This is a genomic window from Streptomyces paradoxus, assembly GCF_014202475.1.
Classification (GTDB): domain Bacteria; phylum Actinomycetota; class Actinomycetes; order Streptomycetales; family Streptomycetaceae; genus Streptomyces; species Streptomyces paradoxus.
Genome location: NZ_JACHGV010000001.1, coordinates 598,484 through 618,907 on the forward strand (window position 1 = coordinate 598,484; position 20,424 = coordinate 618,907).

General features: G+C 71.6%; 16 protein-coding genes. 11 read left to right on the plus strand and 5 right to left on the minus strand.

The window, feature by feature from the left end; genetic code table 11:
* The first annotated feature begins 176 nt into the window (after positions 1 to 176).
* From HNR57_RS02690 to fdhD, 5 genes are read left to right on the plus strand one after another with little or no spacing between them, the layout of a single operon-like run.
* Positions 177 to 1,148, plus strand: a complete 972-nt coding sequence (locus tag HNR57_RS02690; protein ID WP_184555282.1) for a 2-dehydropantoate 2-reductase — start codon at positions 177 to 179, stop codon at positions 1,146 to 1,148.
* Positions 1,145 to 3,064 (plus strand): molybdopterin oxidoreductase family protein, encoded by a 1,920-nt coding sequence (locus HNR57_RS02695; protein WP_184555285.1) that lies wholly within the window; start codon positions 1,145 to 1,147, stop codon positions 3,062 to 3,064. The genes HNR57_RS02690 and HNR57_RS02695 overlap by 4 nt, the downstream gene beginning before the upstream one ends.
* 6 nt (positions 3,065 to 3,070) lie before the next feature.
* Positions 3,071 to 4,894, plus strand: a complete 1,824-nt coding sequence (locus HNR57_RS02700; RefSeq protein ID WP_184555288.1) for an NAD(P)H-dependent oxidoreductase subunit E — start codon at positions 3,071 to 3,073, stop codon at positions 4,892 to 4,894.
* The gene (locus tag HNR57_RS02705) at positions 4,891 to 5,751 is read left to right on the plus strand and encodes a 2Fe-2S iron-sulfur cluster-binding protein (RefSeq protein ID WP_184555292.1); all 861 of its coding nucleotides are present in this window, start codon (positions 4,891 to 4,893) and stop codon (positions 5,749 to 5,751) included. The genes HNR57_RS02700 and HNR57_RS02705 overlap by 4 nt, the downstream gene beginning before the upstream one ends.
* A gap of 7 nt (positions 5,752 to 5,758) precedes the next feature.
* Entirely contained in the window at positions 5,759 to 6,607 is an 849-nt protein-coding gene (gene fdhD / locus HNR57_RS02710) for a formate dehydrogenase accessory sulfurtransferase FdhD (protein WP_184555295.1), read from the plus strand.
* A gap of 96 nt (positions 6,608 to 6,703) precedes the next feature.
* Here fdhD and HNR57_RS02715 read toward each other — a convergent pair whose 3' ends face one another.
* Positions 6,704 to 7,141 (minus strand): MarR family winged helix-turn-helix transcriptional regulator, encoded by a 438-nt coding sequence (locus HNR57_RS02715; protein WP_184555298.1) that lies wholly within the window; start codon positions 7,139 to 7,141, stop codon positions 6,704 to 6,706.
* Positions 7,142 to 7,244: 103 nt separating this feature from the next.
* On the opposite strand from HNR57_RS02715, the gene HNR57_RS02720 reads away from it, so the two are divergent.
* The 3 genes from HNR57_RS02720 (at position 7,245) to HNR57_RS02730 (ending at position 11,421) form a co-directional block, all read left to right on the plus strand.
* Complete coding sequence (locus HNR57_RS02720) at positions 7,245 to 8,162, plus strand: quinone oxidoreductase family protein (protein WP_184556539.1); 918 nt, start codon at positions 7,245 to 7,247, stop codon at positions 8,160 to 8,162.
* A gap of 140 nt (positions 8,163 to 8,302) precedes the next feature.
* Positions 8,303 to 10,174: a sialidase family protein gene (locus HNR57_RS02725; RefSeq protein ID WP_184555302.1), complete on the plus strand. Its 1,872-nt coding sequence runs from the start codon at positions 8,303 to 8,305 to the stop codon at positions 10,172 to 10,174.
* Positions 10,175 to 10,185: 11 nt separating this feature from the next.
* Complete coding sequence (locus HNR57_RS02730; RefSeq protein WP_184555305.1) at positions 10,186 to 11,421, plus strand: DUF5005 domain-containing protein; 1,236 nt, start codon at positions 10,186 to 10,188, stop codon at positions 11,419 to 11,421.
* Here the strand turns inward: HNR57_RS02730 and HNR57_RS02735 are convergent.
* The gene (locus tag HNR57_RS02735; protein ID WP_184556541.1) at positions 11,357 to 12,370 is read right to left on the minus strand and encodes a bile acid:sodium symporter family protein; all 1,014 of its coding nucleotides are present in this window, start codon (positions 12,368 to 12,370) and stop codon (positions 11,357 to 11,359) included. The genes HNR57_RS02730 and HNR57_RS02735 overlap by 65 nt on opposite strands.
* A 161-nt stretch (positions 12,371 to 12,531) precedes the next feature.
* On the opposite strand from HNR57_RS02735, the gene HNR57_RS02740 reads away from it, so the two are divergent.
* The 3 genes from HNR57_RS02740 to HNR57_RS02750 all read left to right on the plus strand — a co-directional run bounded on the left by HNR57_RS02740 (position 12,532) and on the right by HNR57_RS02750 (position 16,497).
* Complete coding sequence (locus HNR57_RS02740) at positions 12,532 to 13,410, plus strand: LysR substrate-binding domain-containing protein (RefSeq protein ID WP_184555308.1); 879 nt, start codon at positions 12,532 to 12,534, stop codon at positions 13,408 to 13,410.
* 311 nt (positions 13,411 to 13,721) lie between these two features.
* Positions 13,722 to 15,548 carry an AMP-dependent synthetase/ligase gene (locus HNR57_RS02745; protein ID WP_184555311.1) on the plus strand — a complete coding sequence of 609 codons (1,827 nt, stop codon included), beginning with the start codon at positions 13,722 to 13,724 and terminating at the stop codon, positions 15,546 to 15,548.
* Positions 15,549 to 15,705: 157 nt separating this feature from the next.
* Positions 15,706 to 16,497, plus strand: a complete 792-nt coding sequence (locus HNR57_RS02750; protein WP_184556544.1) for an aldo/keto reductase — start codon at positions 15,706 to 15,708, stop codon at positions 16,495 to 16,497.
* Positions 16,498 to 16,566: 69 nt separating this feature from the next.
* Here the strand turns inward: HNR57_RS02750 and HNR57_RS02755 are convergent, their stop codons facing one another.
* The 3 genes from HNR57_RS02755 to HNR57_RS02765 form a co-directional block, all read right to left on the minus strand.
* The gene (locus HNR57_RS02755) at positions 16,567 to 17,268 is read right to left on the minus strand and encodes an SDR family oxidoreductase (RefSeq protein WP_184555315.1); all 702 of its coding nucleotides are present in this window, start codon (positions 17,266 to 17,268) and stop codon (positions 16,567 to 16,569) included.
* 86 nt (positions 17,269 to 17,354) lie between these two features.
* Complete coding sequence (locus HNR57_RS02760) at positions 17,355 to 18,248, minus strand: class I SAM-dependent methyltransferase (RefSeq protein WP_184555318.1); 894 nt, start codon at positions 18,246 to 18,248, stop codon at positions 17,355 to 17,357.
* Positions 18,249 to 18,379: 131 nt separating this feature from the next.
* Positions 18,380 to 20,101 (minus strand): glycoside hydrolase family 6 protein, encoded by a 1,722-nt coding sequence (locus tag HNR57_RS02765; RefSeq protein WP_184555321.1) that lies wholly within the window; start codon positions 20,099 to 20,101, stop codon positions 18,380 to 18,382.
* Positions 20,102 to 20,424: the final 323 nt, after the last annotated feature.

Below are 20,424 nucleotides of genomic sequence, written 5' to 3' on the forward strand. Positions count from 1 at the left end.
GTGAACGGTATCCGGCATGCGCCGAACGGTCGGCGCACGGCCCCTTGCCCACCCAACCTCCATACTGTAGACAATATTTCGTCGACACAAGCCGTCCGCGAGCCATGACGCGACCCGTCGGGCGGCCGGACGGCAGCCACCTCCGCGGTATCCCTCGAACCGAACGGAGTGTTCCCGTGAAAGTCGCAGTTCTCGGCGCCGGTGCCATCGGCGCCTACGTCGGCGCCGCGCTCCACCGCGCGGGCGCCGAGGTGCATCTCATCGCGCGTGGACCGCACCTGGCGGCCATGAGGCAGCACGGAGTCCGGGTGCGCAGCCCACGCGGCGACTTCACCGCGCGCCCCCACGCCACCGACGACCCGGCCGAGGTCGGCCCGGTCGACCATGTCTTCCTGGGCCTGAAGGCCAACGCGTACGCGGCATGCGGGCCGCTGATCGCGCCCCTGCTGCACGAGACGACCTCGGTCGTCGCGGCCCAGAACGGCATCCCCTGGTGGTACTTCCACCGGCACGGCGGCCCGTACGACGGCCACCGTGTCGAGAGTGTCGACCCGGACGGCGCGGTCAGTGCGGTGCTCGCGCCCGAACGGGCCGTCGGCTGTGTCGTCTACGCGGCGACCGAACTCGAAGGGCCGGGCGTCGTACGCCACTTGGAGGGCACGAGATTCTCCATCGGCGAGCCCGACCGCAGCCGCTCCGCGCGCTGCCTCGCGTTCAGCGAGGCCATGCAGGCGGGCGGGCTGAAGTGCCCGGTCGAACCGGACCTGCGCAGCGACATCTGGGTCAAGCTGCTCGGCAACATCTCCTTCAACCCGATCAGCGCCCTGGCCCGCGCGACCATGCGCCAGATGTGCCTGCACGGCGGCACCCGCAAGGTCATCGAGATCATGATGACCGAGACGCTGGCGGTCGCCGAGGCCCTCGGCTGCGAGGTCGGGGTCTCCATCGAGCGCCGGCTCGCGGGTGCCGAGCGGGTCGGCGACCACCGCACCTCCACGCTCCAGGACCTGGAGCGCGGCAAGCCGCTCGAACTCGACGTGCTGCTCGCGGCGGTCGTCGAGCTGGCGGAGATCACCGGCGTGGCGGTGCCCACCCTGCGCACCGTGCACGCCCTCTCGGACCTGCTCGCGCTGAGGAGCGCCGCATGAGGAAACGGCAACCGAAGACCTACACCCGGCTGACGCACCCGCTCGTCCGGGACTCCCGCGACGAGCCCTTCCGGCAGGCGACCTGGGAGGAGGCCCTGGACCGGGCGGCCCGGGGCATCCAGGCGGCGCGCGGCGCGTTCGGGATGTTCTCCTGTGCTCGCGCCACCAACGAGATGAACTACGTGGCGCAGAAGTTCGCCCGGGTCGTCATGGGCACCAACAACGTCGACTCCTGCAACCGCACCTGTCACGCCCCGAGCGTGGCGGGCCTGTCGGCGGCGTTCGGCTCGGGCGGCGGCACGTCGTCGTACGAGGAGATCGAGCACACCGACGTCATCGTGATGTGGGGCTCCAACGCCCGGTTCGCGCACCCGATCTTCTTCCAGCACGTGCTGAAGGGGATCAGGAACGGCGCCCGGATGTACGCGGTCGACCCACGCCGCACATCGACCGCCGAGTGGGCGGAGAGCTGGATGGGGCTCAACGTCGGCACGGACATCCCGATGGCGCACGCGATCGGCCGCGAGATCATCCACGCGGGGCTCGCCAACGAGGCGTTCATCGAGCGGGCGACCAGCGGCTTCGAGGAGTACAGGGCCCTGGTCGAGCCGTGGACACCGTCGCTCGCCGAGAAGGTGACGGGCGTACCGGCGGCGGCGATCCGCGAACTGGCGCACGCCTACGCCCGGGCCGAACGGGCCCAGTTGTGCTGGACCCTCGGCATCACCGAGCACCACAACGGCACCGACAACGTCCGCGCCCTGATCAACCTGTCCCTGCTCACCGGGCACGTCGGCCGCTACGGCTCGGGCCTGCAGCCCCTGCGCGGGCAGAACAACGTGCAGGGCGGCGGCGACATGGGCGCGATCCCCAACCGGCTGCCCGGGTTCCAGGACATCCTGGACGCGAGCGTCCGGCTGAAGTTCGAGTCCGCCTGGGACACGGTGCTCCAGCCGCACTACGGCCTGAACCTCACGGAGATGTTCGAGGCGATGGAGGACGGCTCGCTGAGGGCCGTGTACTGCATCGGCGAGAACCCGGCCCAGTCCGAGGCCGACAGCGAGCAGGCCGTACGGCGGCTCCGGTCGCTGGACTTCCTGGTCGTGCAGGACATCTTCCTGACGAAGACCGCCGGACTCGCGGACGTCGTCCTGCCGGCCACCGCCGGCTGGGCGGAGACCGACGGCACGACCACCAACAGCGAGCGGCGGGTCCAGCGCGTCCGCAAGGCCGTCACCCCGCCCGGCGAGGCCCGCGAGGACATCGACATCATCTGCGACCTCGCCTCCCGCCTCGGCCACGACTGGAAGTACGCCGACGCGGAGACCGTGTGGAACGAGCTGCGCTCCGTCTCGCCCGACCACTACGGCATGACGTACGAGCGCCTGGAGGAGCACCAGGGCATCCAGTGGCCCTGCCCGAGCACGGACGCGATCGAACCGACCTATCTGCACGGCCGGTTGTGGGAGACCGACCCCTCCCGGCGCGGCCCGCTCGCGCCCTTCGGCCTCGTGCAGCACGACCCGCCCGTGGACCTCACCGACGACCGGTACCCGATCCGGCTCACCACGGGGCGGCGGCTCGACTCGTACAACACCGGTGTGCAGAGCGGCGGTTACGCCTCGCCGCTCAGGCGCGGCGAGTTCATCGAGCTGAGCCCGGAGGACGCAGAGCGCTACGGGGTCGTGGTCGGCGAGCACGTCCAGGTGACCTCACGGCGCGGATCGGTGACCGCGCCCGTGTGGGTGGACACCGCGCTGCGCCCCGGACTCGCCTTCATGACCATGCACTTCCCGGACGAGGTGGACACCAACGCCCTGACCATCGAGGCGAACTGCCCGATCGCGGGGACGTCGGAGTTCAAGGCGTCGGCGATCCGGATCGAGAAGCTGCCCATCGCGACCATCGTGGGGTGACGCACTGTGGACCTGCACTTCGGTGACAGCAAACCGACGGACGAGGAGCGGGCGGCCGTCGACGGCCTGCTCGGGCCTCCGGAGTCCTCCTGGGAGGGCGCCGACCGCTCCGACGCGGATCTCAGGTGGGCCCGTGGCGGACGCGAGGCCCGGGACCGCCGCGACCTGCTGCTGCCGGGGCTGCATGCGATCAACGACCGGATCGGCTGGATCAGCGAGGGCGCCCTGGACTACCTGTGCCGGCGGCTGACGGTGCCGCCGGCGGAGGCGTACGGGGTCGCCACCTTCTATGCCATGTTCTCTCTCAAGCCCCGCCCGGCGACCGTGCTGCACGTGTGCACGGACCTGGCGTGCGCGGCCGCCGGGGCGCCGGAACTGTGCGCCGGGGTCGAGGAGCGGCTGGGCCTCGGCAGCGGGGTGAGCGTCGAGCGCAGCCCGTGCCTGGGTCTGTGCGAAAGGGCCCCGGCCGCGCTCGCGATCAAGGCCGGGGATCCCGTCCGTACGGCGGTCTCGGCGCCGGCGACCGTCCAGGACGCCGTGCTCGCCGCGAGCTCGCCGGACTCCGCGCCCGAGGAGCCACCGGCCGCGCTGGCGGTGCCCCAGGCCGGGCAGGACGGTCTGATGCTGCTGCACCGCGTCGGCGCGGTCGACCCGTCGTCCCTCGACGACTACCGCGCCCACGGGGGTTACACCGCCCTGCGCCGGGCCTTCGAACTGGGACCCGCCGGGGTGATCCGCGAGGTCACCGACTCGGGTCTGGTCGGGCGCGGCGGCGCCGCCTTCCCCACCGGCCGCAAGTGGCAGGCCACGGCGTCCCAGCCCGACCGTCCGCACTACCTCGTCTGCAACGCCGACGAATCGGAGCCGGGCACCTTCAAGGACCGGGTGCTCATGGAGGGCGACCCGTACGCACTCGTCGAGGCGATGACGATCGCCGGGTACGCGACCGGCGCGCACCGGGGCTACCTGTATCTGCGCGGCGAGTACCCGCGTGCCCTGCGCCTGCTGGAGCACGCGGTCGGGCAGGCCCGTGCGCGCGGACTGCTCGGCGACGACGTGCTCGGGCAGGGCTACGCCTTCGACATCGAGATCCGGCGCGGCGCGGGCGCCTACATCTGCGGTGAGGAGACGGCCCTGTTCAACTCCATCGAGGGCTACCGCGGCGAGCCGCGCTCGAAGCCGCCGTTCCCGGTGGAGAAGGGCCTGTTCGGCAAGCCGACGGTCGAGAACAACGTGGAGACGCTGGTCAACGTCCTGCCGGTGCTGACCATGGGCGCCCCGGCGTACGCGAAGATCGGCACCGGGCGCTCCACCGGCCCGAAGCTGTTCTGCGTGTCCGGCAGCGTGCAGCGGCCCGGTGTCTACGAGGTGCCGTTCGGCGCGACGCTGGGCGACGTGCTCACGCTGGCCGGGGTGCGGGACGGGCTGCGGGCGGTACTGCTCGGCGGGGCGGCGGGCGGTTTCGTCCGGGCCGACGAGCTGGACATCCCGCTCACCTTCGAGGGCACGCGCGAAGCCGGCACGACCTTGGGCTCCGGACTCGTCATGGCCTTCGACGACAGCGTGCCCCTGCCCCGGCTGCTGCTGCGCATCGCGGAGTTCTTCCGGGACGAGTCGTGCGGGCAGTGCGTACCGTGCCGGGTCGGGACGGTACGGCAGGAGGAGGCACTGCACCGCATCGTGGAGCGCACGGGCGCCGACGCCGCCGGTGACATCGCGCTGCTGCGGGAGGTCGGCCGCGCCATGCGGGACGCCTCGATCTGCGGTCTCGGGCAGACCGCGTGGAACGCCGTGGAATCCGCCATCGACCGTCTGGGGGCGTACGAATGACCGTCACACCGCTGGGGATCCCACGCCGCATGCTGGAGTTCACCCTCGACGGCGAGGAGGCCCGGGTACCCGAGGGCTCCACCATCCTGGACGCCTGCCGGGCGGCCGGGAAGGACGTCCCGACCCTGTGCGAGGGCGACACGCTGCGCCCGAAGAACGCCTGCCGGGTCTGTGTCGTCGAGGTCGAGGGGGCCAGGACGCTCGTCCCGGCCTGCTCGCGCAAGGCGGAGCCGGGCATGGAGGTCCGCACGGACACCGAGCGTGCCCGGCACAGCCGCAAGGTCGTCCTGGAACTGCTCGCATCCTCGGTCGACCTGTCGACGACACCGAAGGTCGCCGGGTGGCTCCAGGAGTACGAGGCGAAACCGGACCGCTTCGGCCCGGACGCGGCCCGGCTGAACGAGGAGCCGAAGATCGACAACGACCTGTATGTGCGCGACTACGACAAGTGCATCCTCTGCTACAAGTGCGTCGACGCCTGCGGCGACCAGTGGCAGAACTCCTTCGCGATCTCCGTCGCGGGGCGCGGCTTCGACGCCCGGATCGCCGTGGAGCACGACGCGCCGCTCACCGACTCGGCGTGCGTGTACTGCGGCAACTGCATCGAGGTGTGCCCGACGGGCGCGCTGTCGTTCAAGTCCGAGTTCGACATGCGGGCGGCGGGTACGTGGGACGAGTCCGCCCAGACGGAGACGACCACGGTGTGCGCGTACTGCGGAGTGGGCTGCAACCTGACGCTGCACGTGCAGGACAATGAGATCGTGAAGGTCACCTCGCCGCACGACAACCCGGTGACCCACGGCAACCTCTGCATCAAGGGCCGCTTCGGCTACCAGCACGTACAGAACCGGGACTGATCAGGACATGGGACGAGTCACGGAACGACGCAAGGTGATCCGCATCCGCGACGGGGTGGTCTCCAGCCGCCCGGACACGCTCGTCGCCGAGGAACCCCTGGAGATCCGGCTCAACGGCAAGCCGCTGGCGATCACCATGCGCACCCCGGGCGACGACTTCGCCCTCGCGGCGGGTTTCCTGGTGAGCGAGGGTGTGCTGGGCGCGCAGTCGGACCTGCGGAACATCGTCTACTGCGCGGGCGCCACGGCCGACGGGTCGAACACGTACAACGTGGTCGACGTGCAGACGGCCCCGGAGGTGGTGGTCCCGGACATCACGCTGGAGCGCAACGTCTACACGACGTCGTCCTGCGGGCTGTGCGGCAAGGCGTCGCTGGACGCGGTGCGCACCACGGCCCGCTTCCCCATCGCCGACGCTCCCCCGGTCCGGGTCTCCCCCGACCTGCTCGCGAGCCTGCCCGACCGGCTGCGCGCGGCCCAGCGGGTCTTCGACCGGACGGGCGGCCTGCACGCCGCGGCCCTCTTCTCGGAGGAGGGCGAGCTGCTGGACGCCCGGGAGGACGTGGGCCGGCACAACGCGGTCGACAAGCTGGTCGGCCGTGCCCTGCAGAACGGGGAGCTGCCGCTGTCCCGGGCGATCCTGCTCGTCTCGGGCCGGGCCTCCTTCGAGCTGGCGCAGAAGGCCGTGATGGCCGGCATGCCGGTCCTGGCGGCCGTGTCGGCGCCGTCCTCGCTGGCGGTGGACCTGGCGGCCGAGACGGGCCTGACGCTGGTGGGCTTCCTGCGGGGCAGTTCCATGAACGTGTACGCGGGTGAGGACCGGATCGCCCTGCGGGCCGCGGCCGCCCAGGGCTGAACAGGTTGCCCCGCGACACGGCGGCGGGGCCCCGACCGGCGGGGAGCGCCCCCTGCGCCGCAGGGGCCCCGTCTCGGCCTGCCCAGGGCGTCCCGCCTAGTCGGCCGTGCCGGATATCCGGAGCAGCATCGCCGTGAACTGCTCCCGCTCGGCCGCCGACAGCGGTGCGAGCAGTTCGTCGTTGGCCGCGCGGGCCGCCACCTCGCAGCGCTTCAGCAGCCGGTCTCCCCGCGCGGTGAGGGACACCGCGTTCTTGCGGCGGTCCCGCGGGTCCGGCTCGCGTACCACGAGGCCCGCCGCCTGGAGGTCGTTGAGGACGCCGACCAGGTCTTTCGGGTCCAGCCGGACCCCGCGGCCTAGGTCGGCCTGGGCGACGGGCCCGAGGTCGCGGACGGCGGACAGCACCACGTGGTGCCACATCCGCATGTCCTCCTCGGCCAGGGCCGCGGCCACCAGGGCCCGGCCGCGGGCGGCGGCGCGGCCGAGCAGCCAGCTGGGCAGGGAGCGGATGGCGGGGAGGGGTGCTTCCGACATGGCCGCAGCCTAACCAAGAAATCGTTGGTTCTTCCTATGATCATCCTCTACCGTTGGTGGCCCCAACGGATCCATGGGGACCACCAACGACCCCGGAGGTGCGATGCGCCGCGTCCGCTACGAATCCAGAGGCGGCCCCCTGTTCATGGAGGAGGCGCCCCTCCCCGAGCCGGGCCCCGGGGAGCTGCTCGTGCGCGCGGAGGCGATCGGCGTCACGCTCCCGGTCGTCCGCAAGGTCACCGAGGCGGCCGAGCCCGGCCCGCTCGGCGGTGAGATCGCCGGGGAGGTCGCGGCCGTCGGCGAGGGCGTCACCCGCTTCGGCACCGGCGACCGGGTGACGGGCCTGTGCTTCGGCCACGGCTACGCCGACTTCGCGGTGCTGCACGAAGCCATGACCTCCCCGGTCCCGGGGGACGCGAGCGCCGTCGACGCGGTCGCCCTGGTCCGCAGCGGCCTGGTCGCCCTCGGCGCCCTGGAGGCGGCCCGCCCCCAGCCGGGCGAGGCGGCCCTGGTCACCGCGGCCGCGAGCGGCGTCGGCCACCTGGCCGTGCAGCTGGCCAGGACGCGCGGCGCCGGACGGGTCGTGGGAGCCGTCTCCGACCCGGCCAAGGCCGGCTTCGTCCGGGGCCTCGGCGCCGACCACGTCATCACGTACGGCGACAACGGCTGGGGCACACCGGTCGACTACGTCCTGGACGCGGTCGGCGGTGAGCTGCTCACCCCGGCCCTGCACGCGCTCGTCCCCGAGGGGCGGCTGGTGGCGTACAGCTCGGGCGGCGGCACCATCCAGGCGTACGACCTGCTCGTGGACGCCAAGTCGGTGATCGGGTTCCAGATGGCCCGTATCGCCCGCGGGAAGCCGGAGTTGTACGAGCAGTGGCGCGAGGAGCTGTGGCGGCTGTTCGCTGCGGGAGAGCTCAGGCCCGTCGTGCACGGGGAGTTCGCCCTGGAGGACGCGGCGAAGGCGCACGGGGAGATCGAGGGGCGGTCCAACCTGGGCAAGGTCGTCCTGATCCCCTGACGCACGCTTCTTGTGGGGGGTCTGTGAACCCAAGTACCGTCTGTGACCCACACATTGGACATGGGATGTCCGGATGACCGGATGTCTGTTCCCATGCCCGGGTGGTCCGGCCGACAGACGCATGAAGGGCAGGTCGCACCATGCCGTCAAGTCTTCGCGCACGTCTGAGATCCACCCTGACAGCCGCTCTCGCCACCGGCGCGCTGCTCGCACCCACCGCCCCGGCTCACGGCCAATCCACCGCGGCCGCACCGGAGTTCGAACAGCAGGTGCTCTTCAAGGCGTCCCAGGACCCGGGCTACGCCTGCTTCCGGATCCCGGCGATCGTCCGCACCACCAGCGGCACGCTGCTCGCCTTCGCCGAAGGCCGCGTCCTCAACTGCGGGGACGCCGCCGACATCGACATCGTCGTCAAGCGCTCCACCGACGGCGGCCGCACCTGGGGGCCGCTCCAGGTCGTCACCGAGGGCGCGGGTGACACGCACGGCAACCCGGCCCCGGTCGTGGACCGCGGAACCGGCCGGATCCTGCTGGCCGAGACGTTCAACACCGGCCGTACAGACGCGGGCAACTGCACCGTCCCCTGCGACCGCACCCCGCACCTGCAGTACAGCGACGACGACGGCCGCACCTGGTCCGAGCCACGCGATCTGAGCGACCAGATCCTGCCCGGGCACTGGAACTCCTGGTACGCGACCGGGCCGGTGCACGGCATCCAGCTGACCCGCGGCAAGCACGCCGGGCGGCTCGTGTTCGGCGTCAACACCGAGACGTGGAACGGCAGCCGGGTCTCCGCCAACCACGCCGCGCTCATCGTCAGCGACGACGGCGGCGACTCCTGGCGGATCGGCGCCACGGACACCTGGCCCATAGGGCAGGACGGCATGTTCCGGCAGAAGCCGTCCGAGGTGACGCTCACCGAACGCACCGACGGCGCACTCCTCGTCAGCGGCCGGGAGCAGGACGGCACCGACCTGGGCCACCGCTCCCAGACCCTCAGCCGGGACGGCGGCGACAGCTTCGCCACACCCTTCCGCGACCTCCCGGACCTGTACACCCCGCAGGTGCAGGGCGCGACCCTGCGCCTCGGCGGCCGGATGCTGCTGTCCGCTCCGGCCGACCCCGACCGCCGCCGGACGATGATGGTCCGCTCCTCCTACGACGGCGGACGGACCTGGGAGAGCGTGGACCGGGGCACGGTCGTCACCACGGACTGGTCCGGCTACTCCGACATGGTGGCCGTGGGCGGCGGGGCGGTGGGCCTGCTGTACGAGGGCGGCGCGGTCGACGCCCGCGACGAGATCCGCTTCGCCCGCTTCACCGAGGACTGGCTGAAACCCCGCAGGGGCGCCGACCCGACCACGCGCGACGCGGCGGCGGGCGCCAGACCCGCGGCCGTGCTCGGCGGTGCCGCGCGGACGACCGGTGTCCGCGGCGGTGCGCTGTCGTTCGACGGCACCGACGACGCCGTCCGGCTGCCCTTCCGGTCCCGGCTCCCGCTCGGGGAAGGGGACTTCACGGCTTCGCTGCACTTCCGCTACACGGCCACGACCGGCGAGCAGCCATTCCTGTGGATGGGCGGCATCGGCACCAACCAGCCGCAGATCTGGCTGCGGGGCGAACCGGCGAGCGACCGGGTCCGAGGGCTGATCACCACCCGGTCCGGCGCGACGACCGTCAGGTCCGCCTCGGTGTCGACCGACGGCGCCCACAACGACGGCCGCTGGCACCATCTGGCCCTGCGCCGCGGCGGAGGGCAGTTGACGCTCTTCCTCGACGGCGAGGCGCTCGGCACGGCGGACGTGCCGGGCTCGGTCAGCCGCAACTCCCCGTTCGGCGTGCACATCGGCCAGCGCATGGACAGCCGGGCGTACCTGACCGGGGCGGTCGACGACGTCCGGGTGTGGGACCGGGCGCTGAGCGAGGAGGAGCTGGCCGCCGGCGCCTCGGGCGCGGCCTCGCGGGGCACGGTGCTGTGGCTGCCCATGGACCAGGGGAGCGGCAGCAACTAACGTCACACAGCGTGCCCGACGACTCAGGAGCATTACGAGCACGACAGCGCACCGGAACCGGGATCGGCCTGCTGCTGGTCCTGGTTCTCGGTGCCGCACTGCTCATCGCCCTGCCCGGCGACGACGGTCCGGACGACGACGCCTGCCGGGCGCTGACGGTCGGCCCCTGGAAGGCGGACGACGGCCTCACCGCCGAGTTCGCCCGCTACGGCGACGACCCGGGCCGCACGGACGACTGGACCGGCGGCGACGGCACCCACTCGGTGCGGCTGCCGGACGGCCGCGTGCTGTGGCTGTTCTCGGACACCTACCTGGGGCCGGTGCACGGACCGCCCAACCCGCACGGCGAGTCCTACGCCTGGCGGGACGCCACCACGCCGCTGGTGCGCAACTCCGCGGTGCTCATGCGCGACGGCCGCCTCGCATCCACCCTGCCCGCCCCGCTGTTCGCCGACCCGGCGCCGGACCAGTGGCGCTGGCCGGTCGCCGCCCGCGTCGAACCCCGCTCCCCCGGTTCCTCGGAGCAGGTCGTCCGGGTGCTGCTGTGGGTGCGCACGGCCGGACAGTCCCCCTGGATCTACGGCGTGCCCACCGCGACCGAGGTCGCCACCCTGTCACTGCCCGGGCTGCGCCTGGAGTCGATCACCGAGGTGCTCGACCAGCGGCCGGTCGCCGACCCTTCCCGGCGGGTGCTGTTCGGCACCACGCTGGTCGAGGAGGGCGGCTGGACCTATGTGTTCGGCGGCGACGACGGCCGGCCCGCCGCCCGCCCCGTCTCGCACGCATACGCGGCCCGGGTCCCCGAGGGCGCGCTCGCGGACCCCGCGGCGTGGCAGTACTGGAGCGGCTCGGCGTGGGTGCCCCGCGCCCGGCCCCGGCCGGTGCTCGGGGACGGGCGGCGCAAGGGCGTGGGCAGCGCCTTCTCGGTCGTCCGGGACGGCGGCACGTACGTGCTGTTCACCATGGCCGCCGGACCGAAGGGTCTGACCACCGTGGCGTCCTACTGGGCCTGCTCCCCCGCCGGGCCGTGGCACGGTCCGGCGAAGGAGTTCAGTCCGCCACTGCCGCCGGGGCAGGTGGCCGCCTACAACCCGCAGGCGCATCCGGTGCTGAGCGGTGAGGGACGGCTCGTCCTGAGCTACGACGTCAACTGGCTGGAGATGACGGGCGCCGCCGCCCAGCTCAGCCGGAACGTGTCCCTGTACCGACCGCGGTTCGTGTCGCTGCGGCTGGCTGCGGCGCGCTGACCTCCGCCGCCCCTTCCCGCGCGCGCCGCTTGGCGATCACCGCGCACACGATGAGCTGCATCTGGTGGAAGAGCATCAGCGGCAGCACGGCGAGCGCGGCCTGCGCGCCGAACAGGACGCTCGCCATGGGCAGTCCGGCGGCCAGTGACTTCTTCGACCCGGCGAACTGGATCGCGATCCGGTCCGCCCGGCCGAAGCGCAGCGCCTTGCCGCCGTACCAGGTGAGGAGCAGCATCACGGCGAGGATGACCGCCTCGACGACGACCAGGCCGCCCAGCCGCGCGGGGCTGACCTGGTGCCAGATGCCCTGGACCACGCCCACGCTGAACGCGGTGTAGACGACGAGCAGGATCGAGCCGCGGTCCACGAGCCCGAGGACCCGCTTGCGGCGGGTGACGAAGCCGCCGATCCAGCGCCGCAGCAGCTGGCCGGCGAGGAAGGGGACCAGCAGTTGCAGCACGATCTTCAGCAGCGAGTCGGCGGAGAACCCGCCCCCGCTGCCGCCGAGCAGCGAGGCGGCCAGCAGGGGGGTGGCGACGATGCCGACGAGGGAGGAGAAGGAGCCCGCGCAGATCGCGGCGGGCACGTTGCCGCGGGCCATCGAGGTGAAGGCGATCGACGACTGGACGGTCGACGGGACCAGCGTGAGGAAGAGCAGGCCCTGGTAGAGCGGGTGCGTAAGGATCACCGGCACCAGCCCGCGGGCCGCCAGCCCGAGCAGCGGGAAGACGAGGAAGGTGCAGGCCAGGACGGTGACGTGGAGACGCCAGTGGCGCAGCCCGTCGAGCGCCTCACGGGTGGACAGCCGGGCGCCGTACAGGAAGAAGAGCAGGGCGACCGCGGCCGTGGAGGCACCGGAGGCGACGTCCGCGGCCGACCCGCGTGCCGGGAACAGTGCGGCGAGGCCCACCGTCCCGAGGAGAAGCAGGATGTAGGGGTCGATCGGCATCCAGCTCGGCCAGCGCAGGCGTTTCACGGTGCTCCACTTGCTTGGTGCTTCGGTCGGTCCGGGGCCGCACCGGCCCCCTTCCATCCTGCTCCCCAGCCCGGCGATCGGGAATCCCGCATACGGCACTGACTGTCATCGCGTTCCGCGATAACGTGGGGCTCATGTACGACCCGTCCCATCTGCGCACGTTCCTGTCGGTGGCGCAGACGCTGAGCTTCACGCAGGCCGCGCGGCGGCTCGGACTGCGCCAGTCGACGGTCAGCCAGCACGTGCGGCGGCTGGAGGACGCCGCCGGGCGGACGCTGTTCACGCGGGACACGCACTCGGTGGAGCTGACGGAGGACGGCGAGGCCATGCTCGGCTTCGCGCGCCGGATCCTGGAGGTGCACGACCAGGCGGCGGCCTTCTTCGCGGGCACCCGGCTGCGCGGCCGGCTGCGCTTCGGCGCCTCGGAGGACTTCGTGCTGACCCGGCTGCCGGAGATCCTTGAGGGCTTCCGGCACGAGCATCCGGAGGTCGACCTGGAGCTGACGGTCGAGCTGTCGGGCACGCTGCACGAGCAGCTGGCCGCCGGGAAGCTGGACCTCGTCCTGGCCAAGAGGCGGCCCGAGGATCCGCGGGGCGAGCTGGTCCGGCACGACCGGCTGGTGTGGATCGGCGCGGAAGGCCTCCGGCTCGACCCGGACCGCCCGGTGCCGCTCATCGTGTACCCGCCGCCGGGCATCACCCGCGCGCTCGCCCTGGAGGCCCTGGAACGGCAGGGCCGCCAGTGGCGGGTGGTGTGCACCAGCGGCAGCCTCAACGGCCTCGTCGCGGCGGCCCGGGCCGGTCTCGGCGTGATGGCCCACTCCCGCGGCCTCATCCCGCCGGGGCTGGTCCGGGTCCCGGACCGGGCGGGGCTGCCGGAGCTGGGGCAGGTCGACTTCGTGCTCGTCCACGGCCGCCGGCGGCCCTCAGCCCGGGGCGCGGCGGACGCCCTCGCGGCGGCGGTCCTGGCGGGCGGGGACCGGTTGCACCGCAGCGAGCGCAAGGGGCTGTGACGAACCGGAGTGACACAATCCGCCGCTGTCCCGCTGACGGAGGAGGGACGGAAGAGAGCCCGTTCCGCGGACCGTCGCAGCGCAGTCGTACTCGTACAGATTCGGTGGAGATTACGGCACCGAAACTTACTCAACCGTCAGTTTTGTGTCCGACCCTTCCCCATGTGAGCGCTTTTTCCCTCGCTGACCAGCGTGGACCAGAGTGATGCCCGCCTTCGCACCCCCTCCCGCCCCCTGTCCGGGTGGGGTAGCTTTCACGGCGCTGTGCGGGGCGTCACTCGACAGGAGCGCTGAGGAGCGGGGAGCGGGGTTTGCGCGAGTTCACCAACCCTCCGTTGGCGTTGGCACCTCCGGTGGGCGGTCTGGCCGACGTGGTCTTCGAGCATGCCCAGGAGGACCCGCTGCACATCGCGCTGGGCCGCAAGGACGACTCCGGCCAGTGGCGTGACGTCACCAGCGCCGAGTTCCGCGACGAGGTGCTCGCGCTGGCCAAAGGCCTGCTGGCGAGCGGCATCCGGTTCGGTGACCGGGTCGCGATCATGTCCCGCACGCGCTACGAGTGGACCCTGTTCGACTACGCGCTGTGGACGATCGGCGCCCAGGTCGTTCCGGTCTACCCGACGTCCTCGGCCGAGCAGTGCTTCTGGATGCTGTACGACGCCGAGGTGACGGCCGCGGTCGTGGAGCACGAGGACCACGCGATGACGATCGCCACCGTCATCGACCGGCTGCCCCAGCTGCGCCGGCTGTGGCAGCTCGACTCCGGCGCGGTGCACGAGCTGTACGACGCGGGCGCGCACCTCGACGACGAGATGGTGCACCGCCACCGGCAGGCCGTCACACCCGACTCGGTCGCCACGATCATCTACACCTCGGGCACCACCGGCCGCCCCAAGGGCTGTGTCATCACGCACGGCAACTTCATGTACGAGGCGGACACCGTCATCGAGCGCTGGGAGCCGGTGTTCCACTCCAAGCGCGGCGACGAGGCCGCGACCCTGCTGTTCCTGCCGCTCGCGCACGTCTTCGGGCGGATGGTCCAGGTCGCGGGGATCCGCGGCAAGGTGAAGTTCGGCCATCAGCCGCAGCTGAACGCGACGGCCCTGCTGCCCGACCTGGCCGCGTTCAAGCCGACGTTCTTCCTGGCCGTGCCGTACATCTTCGAGAAGGTCTTCAACGCGGCCCGCCGCAAGGCCGAGAAGGAGGGCCGCTCCGGCCCCTTCGAGAAGGCCGTCGACATCGCCATCAAGTACGCCGACGCGATGGAGGCCAAGGCCTGGGGCACCGGCCCCGGCCCCTCGGCGGGCCTGCGCATGCAGCACCAGCTGTTCGACAAGCTGGTCTACGGCAAGATCCGCGCCGCGATGGGCGGCCGGATCAAGCACGCCATGTCCGGCGGCTCGGCGATGGACCGACGGCTCGGGCTGTTCTTCGCCGGCGCGGGCGTGCACATCTACGAGGGCTACGGCCTGACGGAGTCCACGGCCGCCGCGACCGCCAATCCGCCCGGGCGCACCCGCTTCGGCACGGTAGGGCAGCCCATTCCCGGTATGACCGTGCACATCGCGGACGACGGCGAGATCTGGCTGCACGGCGAGAACGTGTTCCAGGGGTACCTCAACAACCAGAAGGCCACGGACGCCACCCTGCACGACGGCTGGCTCGCCACCGGCGACCTCGGCGCGCTGGACGAGGACGGCTTCCTCACCATCACCGGCCGCAAGAAGGAGATCCTGGTCACATCGGGTGGCAAGAGCGTTTCGCCCGGGGTGCTGGAGGAACGCGTCCGGGACCATCCGCTGGTCAACCAGTGCATCGTCGTGGGCAACGACCGCCCGTACATCGCCGCCCTGGTCACCCTCGACCAGGAGGCCGTGGAGCACTGGCTGGCCATGCGGGCCAAGCCGCAGATGTCCCCGGCGGAGCTGGTGCGCGACGCGGATCTGGAGACGGAGGTGCGCCGCGCGGTGGTCGCCGCCAACACCCTCGTCTCGCAGGCCGAGTCGATCCGCACCTTCCGCATACTCGCCCAGCCGTTCACGGAGGAGCACGGGCTGCTGACCCCGTCGCTGAAGCTGAAGCGGAAGGCGATCGAGAAGGCCTACGAGAACGAGGTCGAGGCGCTCTACCGGGCGTGACGAGCACCTCGCGGGGCAGGTGTGGCTTCGGAATTCTCCCGTCAGGAATGCATCACCGCCCGTGATCGTTGACGATGGGAGTACACCTGACCACTTACCGAAGGATCGAGAGCTCGTGAGCAAGGTCCCCCCGATCATCCTGAACAACGGCGTCGAGATGCCCCAACTGGGCTTCGGCGTCTGGCAGGTGCCGGACGACGAGGCCGAGACGGCCGTCGCGGCGGCGCTGGAGGCCGGGTACCGCAGCATCGACACAGCGGCGATCTACGGCAACGAGGAGGGCACCGGCAAGGCCATCGCCGCCGCCGGTCTGCCCCGCGAGGAGCTCTTCGTCACCACGAAGCTCTGGAACGCCGACCAGGGGTACGACTCCACGCTGCGCGCCTTCGACACGTCGCTGGAAAAGCTCGGCCTGGACTACGTCGACCTGTACCTGATCCACTGGCCGACGCCGGAGCGGGGTCTGTACGTCGACACCTACAAGGCGTTCGAGAAGCTGCACGCCGACGGCCGGATCCGTGCCATCGGCGTCTCCAACTTCCTTCCCGAGCACCTTCAGAAGCTGATCGGTGAGACGTCGGTCGTCCCGGCGGTGAACCAGATCGAGCTGCACCCGCACCTGCAGCAGGGCGCCTCCCGCGCGTACCACGCGGAGCAGGGCATCGCCACGGAGGCCTGGTCGCCGCTCGGCCAGGGCAAGGGCCTGCTGGAGGTCCCGGCGATCGTGGCCATCGCCCGCAAGCACGAGCGCACCCCGGCCCAGGTCGTGCTGCGCTGGCACCTCCAGCTGGGCAACGTGGTGATCCCGAAGTCCGTGACCCCGTCGCGGATCAAGGAGAACATCGACGTGTTCGACTTCAGCCTCGACGACGAGGACCTCGCGGCGATCAGCGCCCTGAACGAGGACCGCCGCATCGGCCCGGACCCGGCGGAGTTCAACGGCGCCTGAGCCGCACCGGCAGCGCCCCGGCCCGGAGCCCTCGCGGGCCCGGGACGGGGCGTCGTCGTTTCCGCCTTCTCAGACCGGCTGCCCCACCGGCCGTACGACCACCGTGTTGACGTCGACCCCGTCCGGCTGCCTCATCGCCCAGACGATCGAGTCGGCGATCTGGCCTGCGGTGAGGAGGTGGCCGGGCGGAAGGCTGCCGTAGGAGTCCCAGAAGGGCGTTTCCGTCCGGCCCGGCGCGACCAGGGTGACGCCCACGCCCCACTCGGTGACCTGCCGCCGGGTGTTCTCGGCGAGTCCGGTCACGGCCCACTTCGTCGCCCCGTAGATATTGCCCGGCCCGTGGACGAACCCGGCGACGCTGCCGACCAGCACGATCCGGCCGCGTGTCTCCTTCAGCGCGTCGATGGAAGCCCGGATCAGCAGGGCCGGGCCGAGGACGTTGGTGAGCACCATGTCGGTCCAGCCGGCCGGGTCGCCCTCCGCGACCGTGTCGTGGGTGGCGAAACCGGCGTTGGCGACGACGGTGTCGAGCCGGCCGAAGGTCTTCACGGTGGTGTCGACCGCCGCCCGGACGTCCTCGTACACAGCGGTGTCACCGACGAGCGTCAGCAGCCCGTCGGGCCGCCCCAGTTCCTCGGCGAACGAGCGCAGCCGCTCCTCCCCCCGCCCGGTGACGGCCACCCGGTGCCCGGCGTCCAGCAGTTGCCGTGCGACGGCGGCGCCGATGCCGCTGCCCCCGCCGGTGATGAGCGCGACCTGAGAGTCGGACATGCATTCCCCCTGTGGTGTGGGCCGGTGTGCGATGCCGGGGAGTCCATCAGTTGGAGCACTCTCGAAGTCAAGGGCTGCCGCCGTCGCTATGCGGGCCGGACCGCCGTGTGGACCGTGTGGGCCTCCAGGACGAACACGTCCGGGCGGTGGTGCAGGCTCGCCTCGTCGTCCGGGTCGAGCAGGCGGTCGACGGTCGCCAGGTCCTCGGCGTCGAGCCCCTCGGCGAGCTTGTCGCGCATGTGCGACAGGGACGCCACGACATAGGCACGGGCCCGGTCCGAGGCGGGCGCCGGGAGGTCGAGCAGGAAGCTGTGCGTCCGCGTGTGCTTCAGACCCGCGGCGGCCAGCAGGGCCGGCCAGTTCTCGGTCTCGGCCACGTGCCCGGGGAGCTCGGTGCGCATCCGGGTGAACCACTCCGCCTCCACCGCGTCGATCCGCGCCTGGAGACCGGGCCGGCCGATCCCGAAGTCGCGCGGCAGGAACCGCAGGGGCAGACCGCCCTCCATGAGGGCCAGGGTGCCGCCGGGTGCCAGCCGCTGCGCGAACGCGGCGAGCGCGCCTCGCTGGTCGCCGAGGTGGTGCAGGCTGCGGCTCGCCCACAGCAGGTCGGCGGGGTAGTCCAACTCGCTCAGTACATCGGGCAGTTCACCCGTGATCGTGCCGAAGCGATCGGCGACCCCCAGCCGCTCGGCCCGCGCCCGGGCCCGCTCCAGCAGCCCGTCGGAACCGTCCACCGCCACGATCCGCGCGCCCGGGAACGTCTCCGCGAACAGGCAGGACACCACGCCCGGCCCGCTGCCCGCGTCGACGATCAGACCCGGTTCGGTCACCTCCTGCGCCAGCCAGCCCAGGGCCCGCTCGTACAGGGACGCGAACAGTTCCGCGGAGGCCTCCAGCGTCGGGCCCATCTCGGCCCAGTCGATGTCCGTGTGGCCGTGGTGCGGGCCGTGGCCCCGCTCGTGGTCGTGGTGGTGCGCCATGGTGGTCAGCCTCTCGCTCGGATGCGGTCAGCGTGCGACGGCACACCGTGCGGAGGCCACTGCTGTTGCCGGTCCCGCAAAATCCGCCGGGGCACGGGGCCCCGGCGGATCAGCGGTTCAGCACGGACGGGTCAGGACAGCGGCGGGTACGCGTTCTGCATCAGCTGCCGGAACTGGGCGGAGAACCAGTGCCCGGACACCGGCGCGTCCGGCAGGGCACCGGACATGTTGTTGTTGTTCCGCGGGTTGCCCGTGTAGGTGGGGTCGCACATGCGGTCGAAGCCCTTGCCCTCGTCGTTCGGGATGGCCTTGCTCGACCCGTCGGACTCGCCCGGCGGCTTCATCCACACGTAGGCGTCGATCCCGGCTGCCGGGGCGGCCTTCGGGCGCTCGCCGAGGCCGGCTCCGGACTGGTTGCACCAGTTGCCGGCGTTGAAGCGGCGGTCGTATCGCCCGCCGTCGACGTACGTGTCGACGCTCGTCGTCGCACCCGGTCCGGTGGGCCGTGCGGCGCCGCCCCAGCCGTTGCGGGAGGTGTCGATCAGCATGCCGATGTTCGAGTTGAAGCCCGCCGAGACCAGCTGGTTGCGGAAAGCCTGGGCGTAGGACAGCTCGTCGAGGTAGCGGTTCCAGTCGACCCATTTCGACTCGCGGACGGACTTGCCGGCCACGGTGTCGTTGATGGTGAAGTTGTCCTCCTTCAGGGCGCTGTAGTTCGCCGTGTTGGTGATGAAGCCGTGGACGTCGTTCACCGTGGCGCCCTCGGCGGTCGCCGCCTCCTTCATGATGGTGGCGGTGGGGCCGAAGTTGTCGTCCCAGCCGATCCAGCCGTGGTGGCCCGCGTCGACGTAGTTGTAGACGTTCGGCACGTCGCCGAGCTTGTTGAGCGCGTAGCCGACGCCCTTGACGTAGTTGCCGTTGGCCTTCATCACGTCGCACTGCGGGACGGCCGTCGGGCGGCTGCCGGTGTTGGTGACGAGGTTCGGCAGGGAGTCGATCTCGACCGTGGTGACGATCCGCAGCGAGGCGTACTTCGGGTCGGCGAGGATCGCCTTGATCGGGTCGATGTACTCGGTCTTGTACCGGCCGATCTCGTCGGGCTTCAGTTCGCCGTTGGAGGCGAGGGCGGAGCAGTCCCGGCCGGGCAGGTTGTAGATGACGAACTGGACGACGAGTTCGCCGGAGCCCTTCTGGCGCAGCGCCTCGTCGAGGTGGGCGCGCAGGCCCATCTTGCCGCCGGCGCCGTTGATCGCGGCGGTCCGGTCGAGCCAGACACCCGTCGGCTGGTTGGCGATCCGGCTGCCGCCCGGCTCGGCGGCGGCGTTCGCGGACCACTCCGGGTTCACGTACACCTTGGCGCCCTCGTAGGGGTTGTTCACCCGGTTCGCGGGGCCCCCCGGGTCCGGCGGATCGGTGGGGCCGCCGGGGCCACCGTCGTCGACGTTGCAGGTCACGCCGTCGAGAGTGAAGGTGGCCGGGATCGCGTTGCTGCCGCTGTAGCTGCCCTGGAAGCCGAAGCTGACCGAAGCGCCGGTCGCGAGCTGGGCGTTGTAGGTCTCGTTGGCCGCGGTGACGGCGGCACCGCTCTGGCTCAGCTTGGCGTTCCAGCCGCTGGTGACCTTCTGGTTGCCGGCGTACGACCACTTCAGCGACCACGACGACTTGGCGGCGCTGTTGTTGGTGATGGTCACGGCGGCGGTGAAGCCGGTGCTCCACTGGTTCTGGATCTTGTAGTCGACGGTGCAGGGGACGGCGGCGACGCCGGCACCGTCCGGGTCGACGGCGAAGGCGGTTCCGGTCGCTCCGGCGACCAGGGCCATGGCGGCCAGCAACGCTGTTCTCGTACGGCTCATGAGTGCGGGATTCCCTTTCGGTGGTGGGGGTGTCAGCCGTTCAGGGCGCGCTCCGACAAGGACATGAGGAACCCGGCACCGGCACTCGCGCAGCCGGGGACGACCGCGTGTGCGGCGGCTAAAAGTACTGAACGCGAGGGGTGTCGCATGAGCGACTCCGTGCAGGTCGGGTGCGTCGTGACGGACGCGTCGACTGATGGAACCGCTCCCACTGGTGTCAAGGAAGGTAGCGCCAAGTGTCGGCAAAGAACAGGGGAGTCACTGACTTTCGCTCAACTCGCGGCGTCGAATGTTTTCGACTCTTCGAGGACCTTGACCGGTAC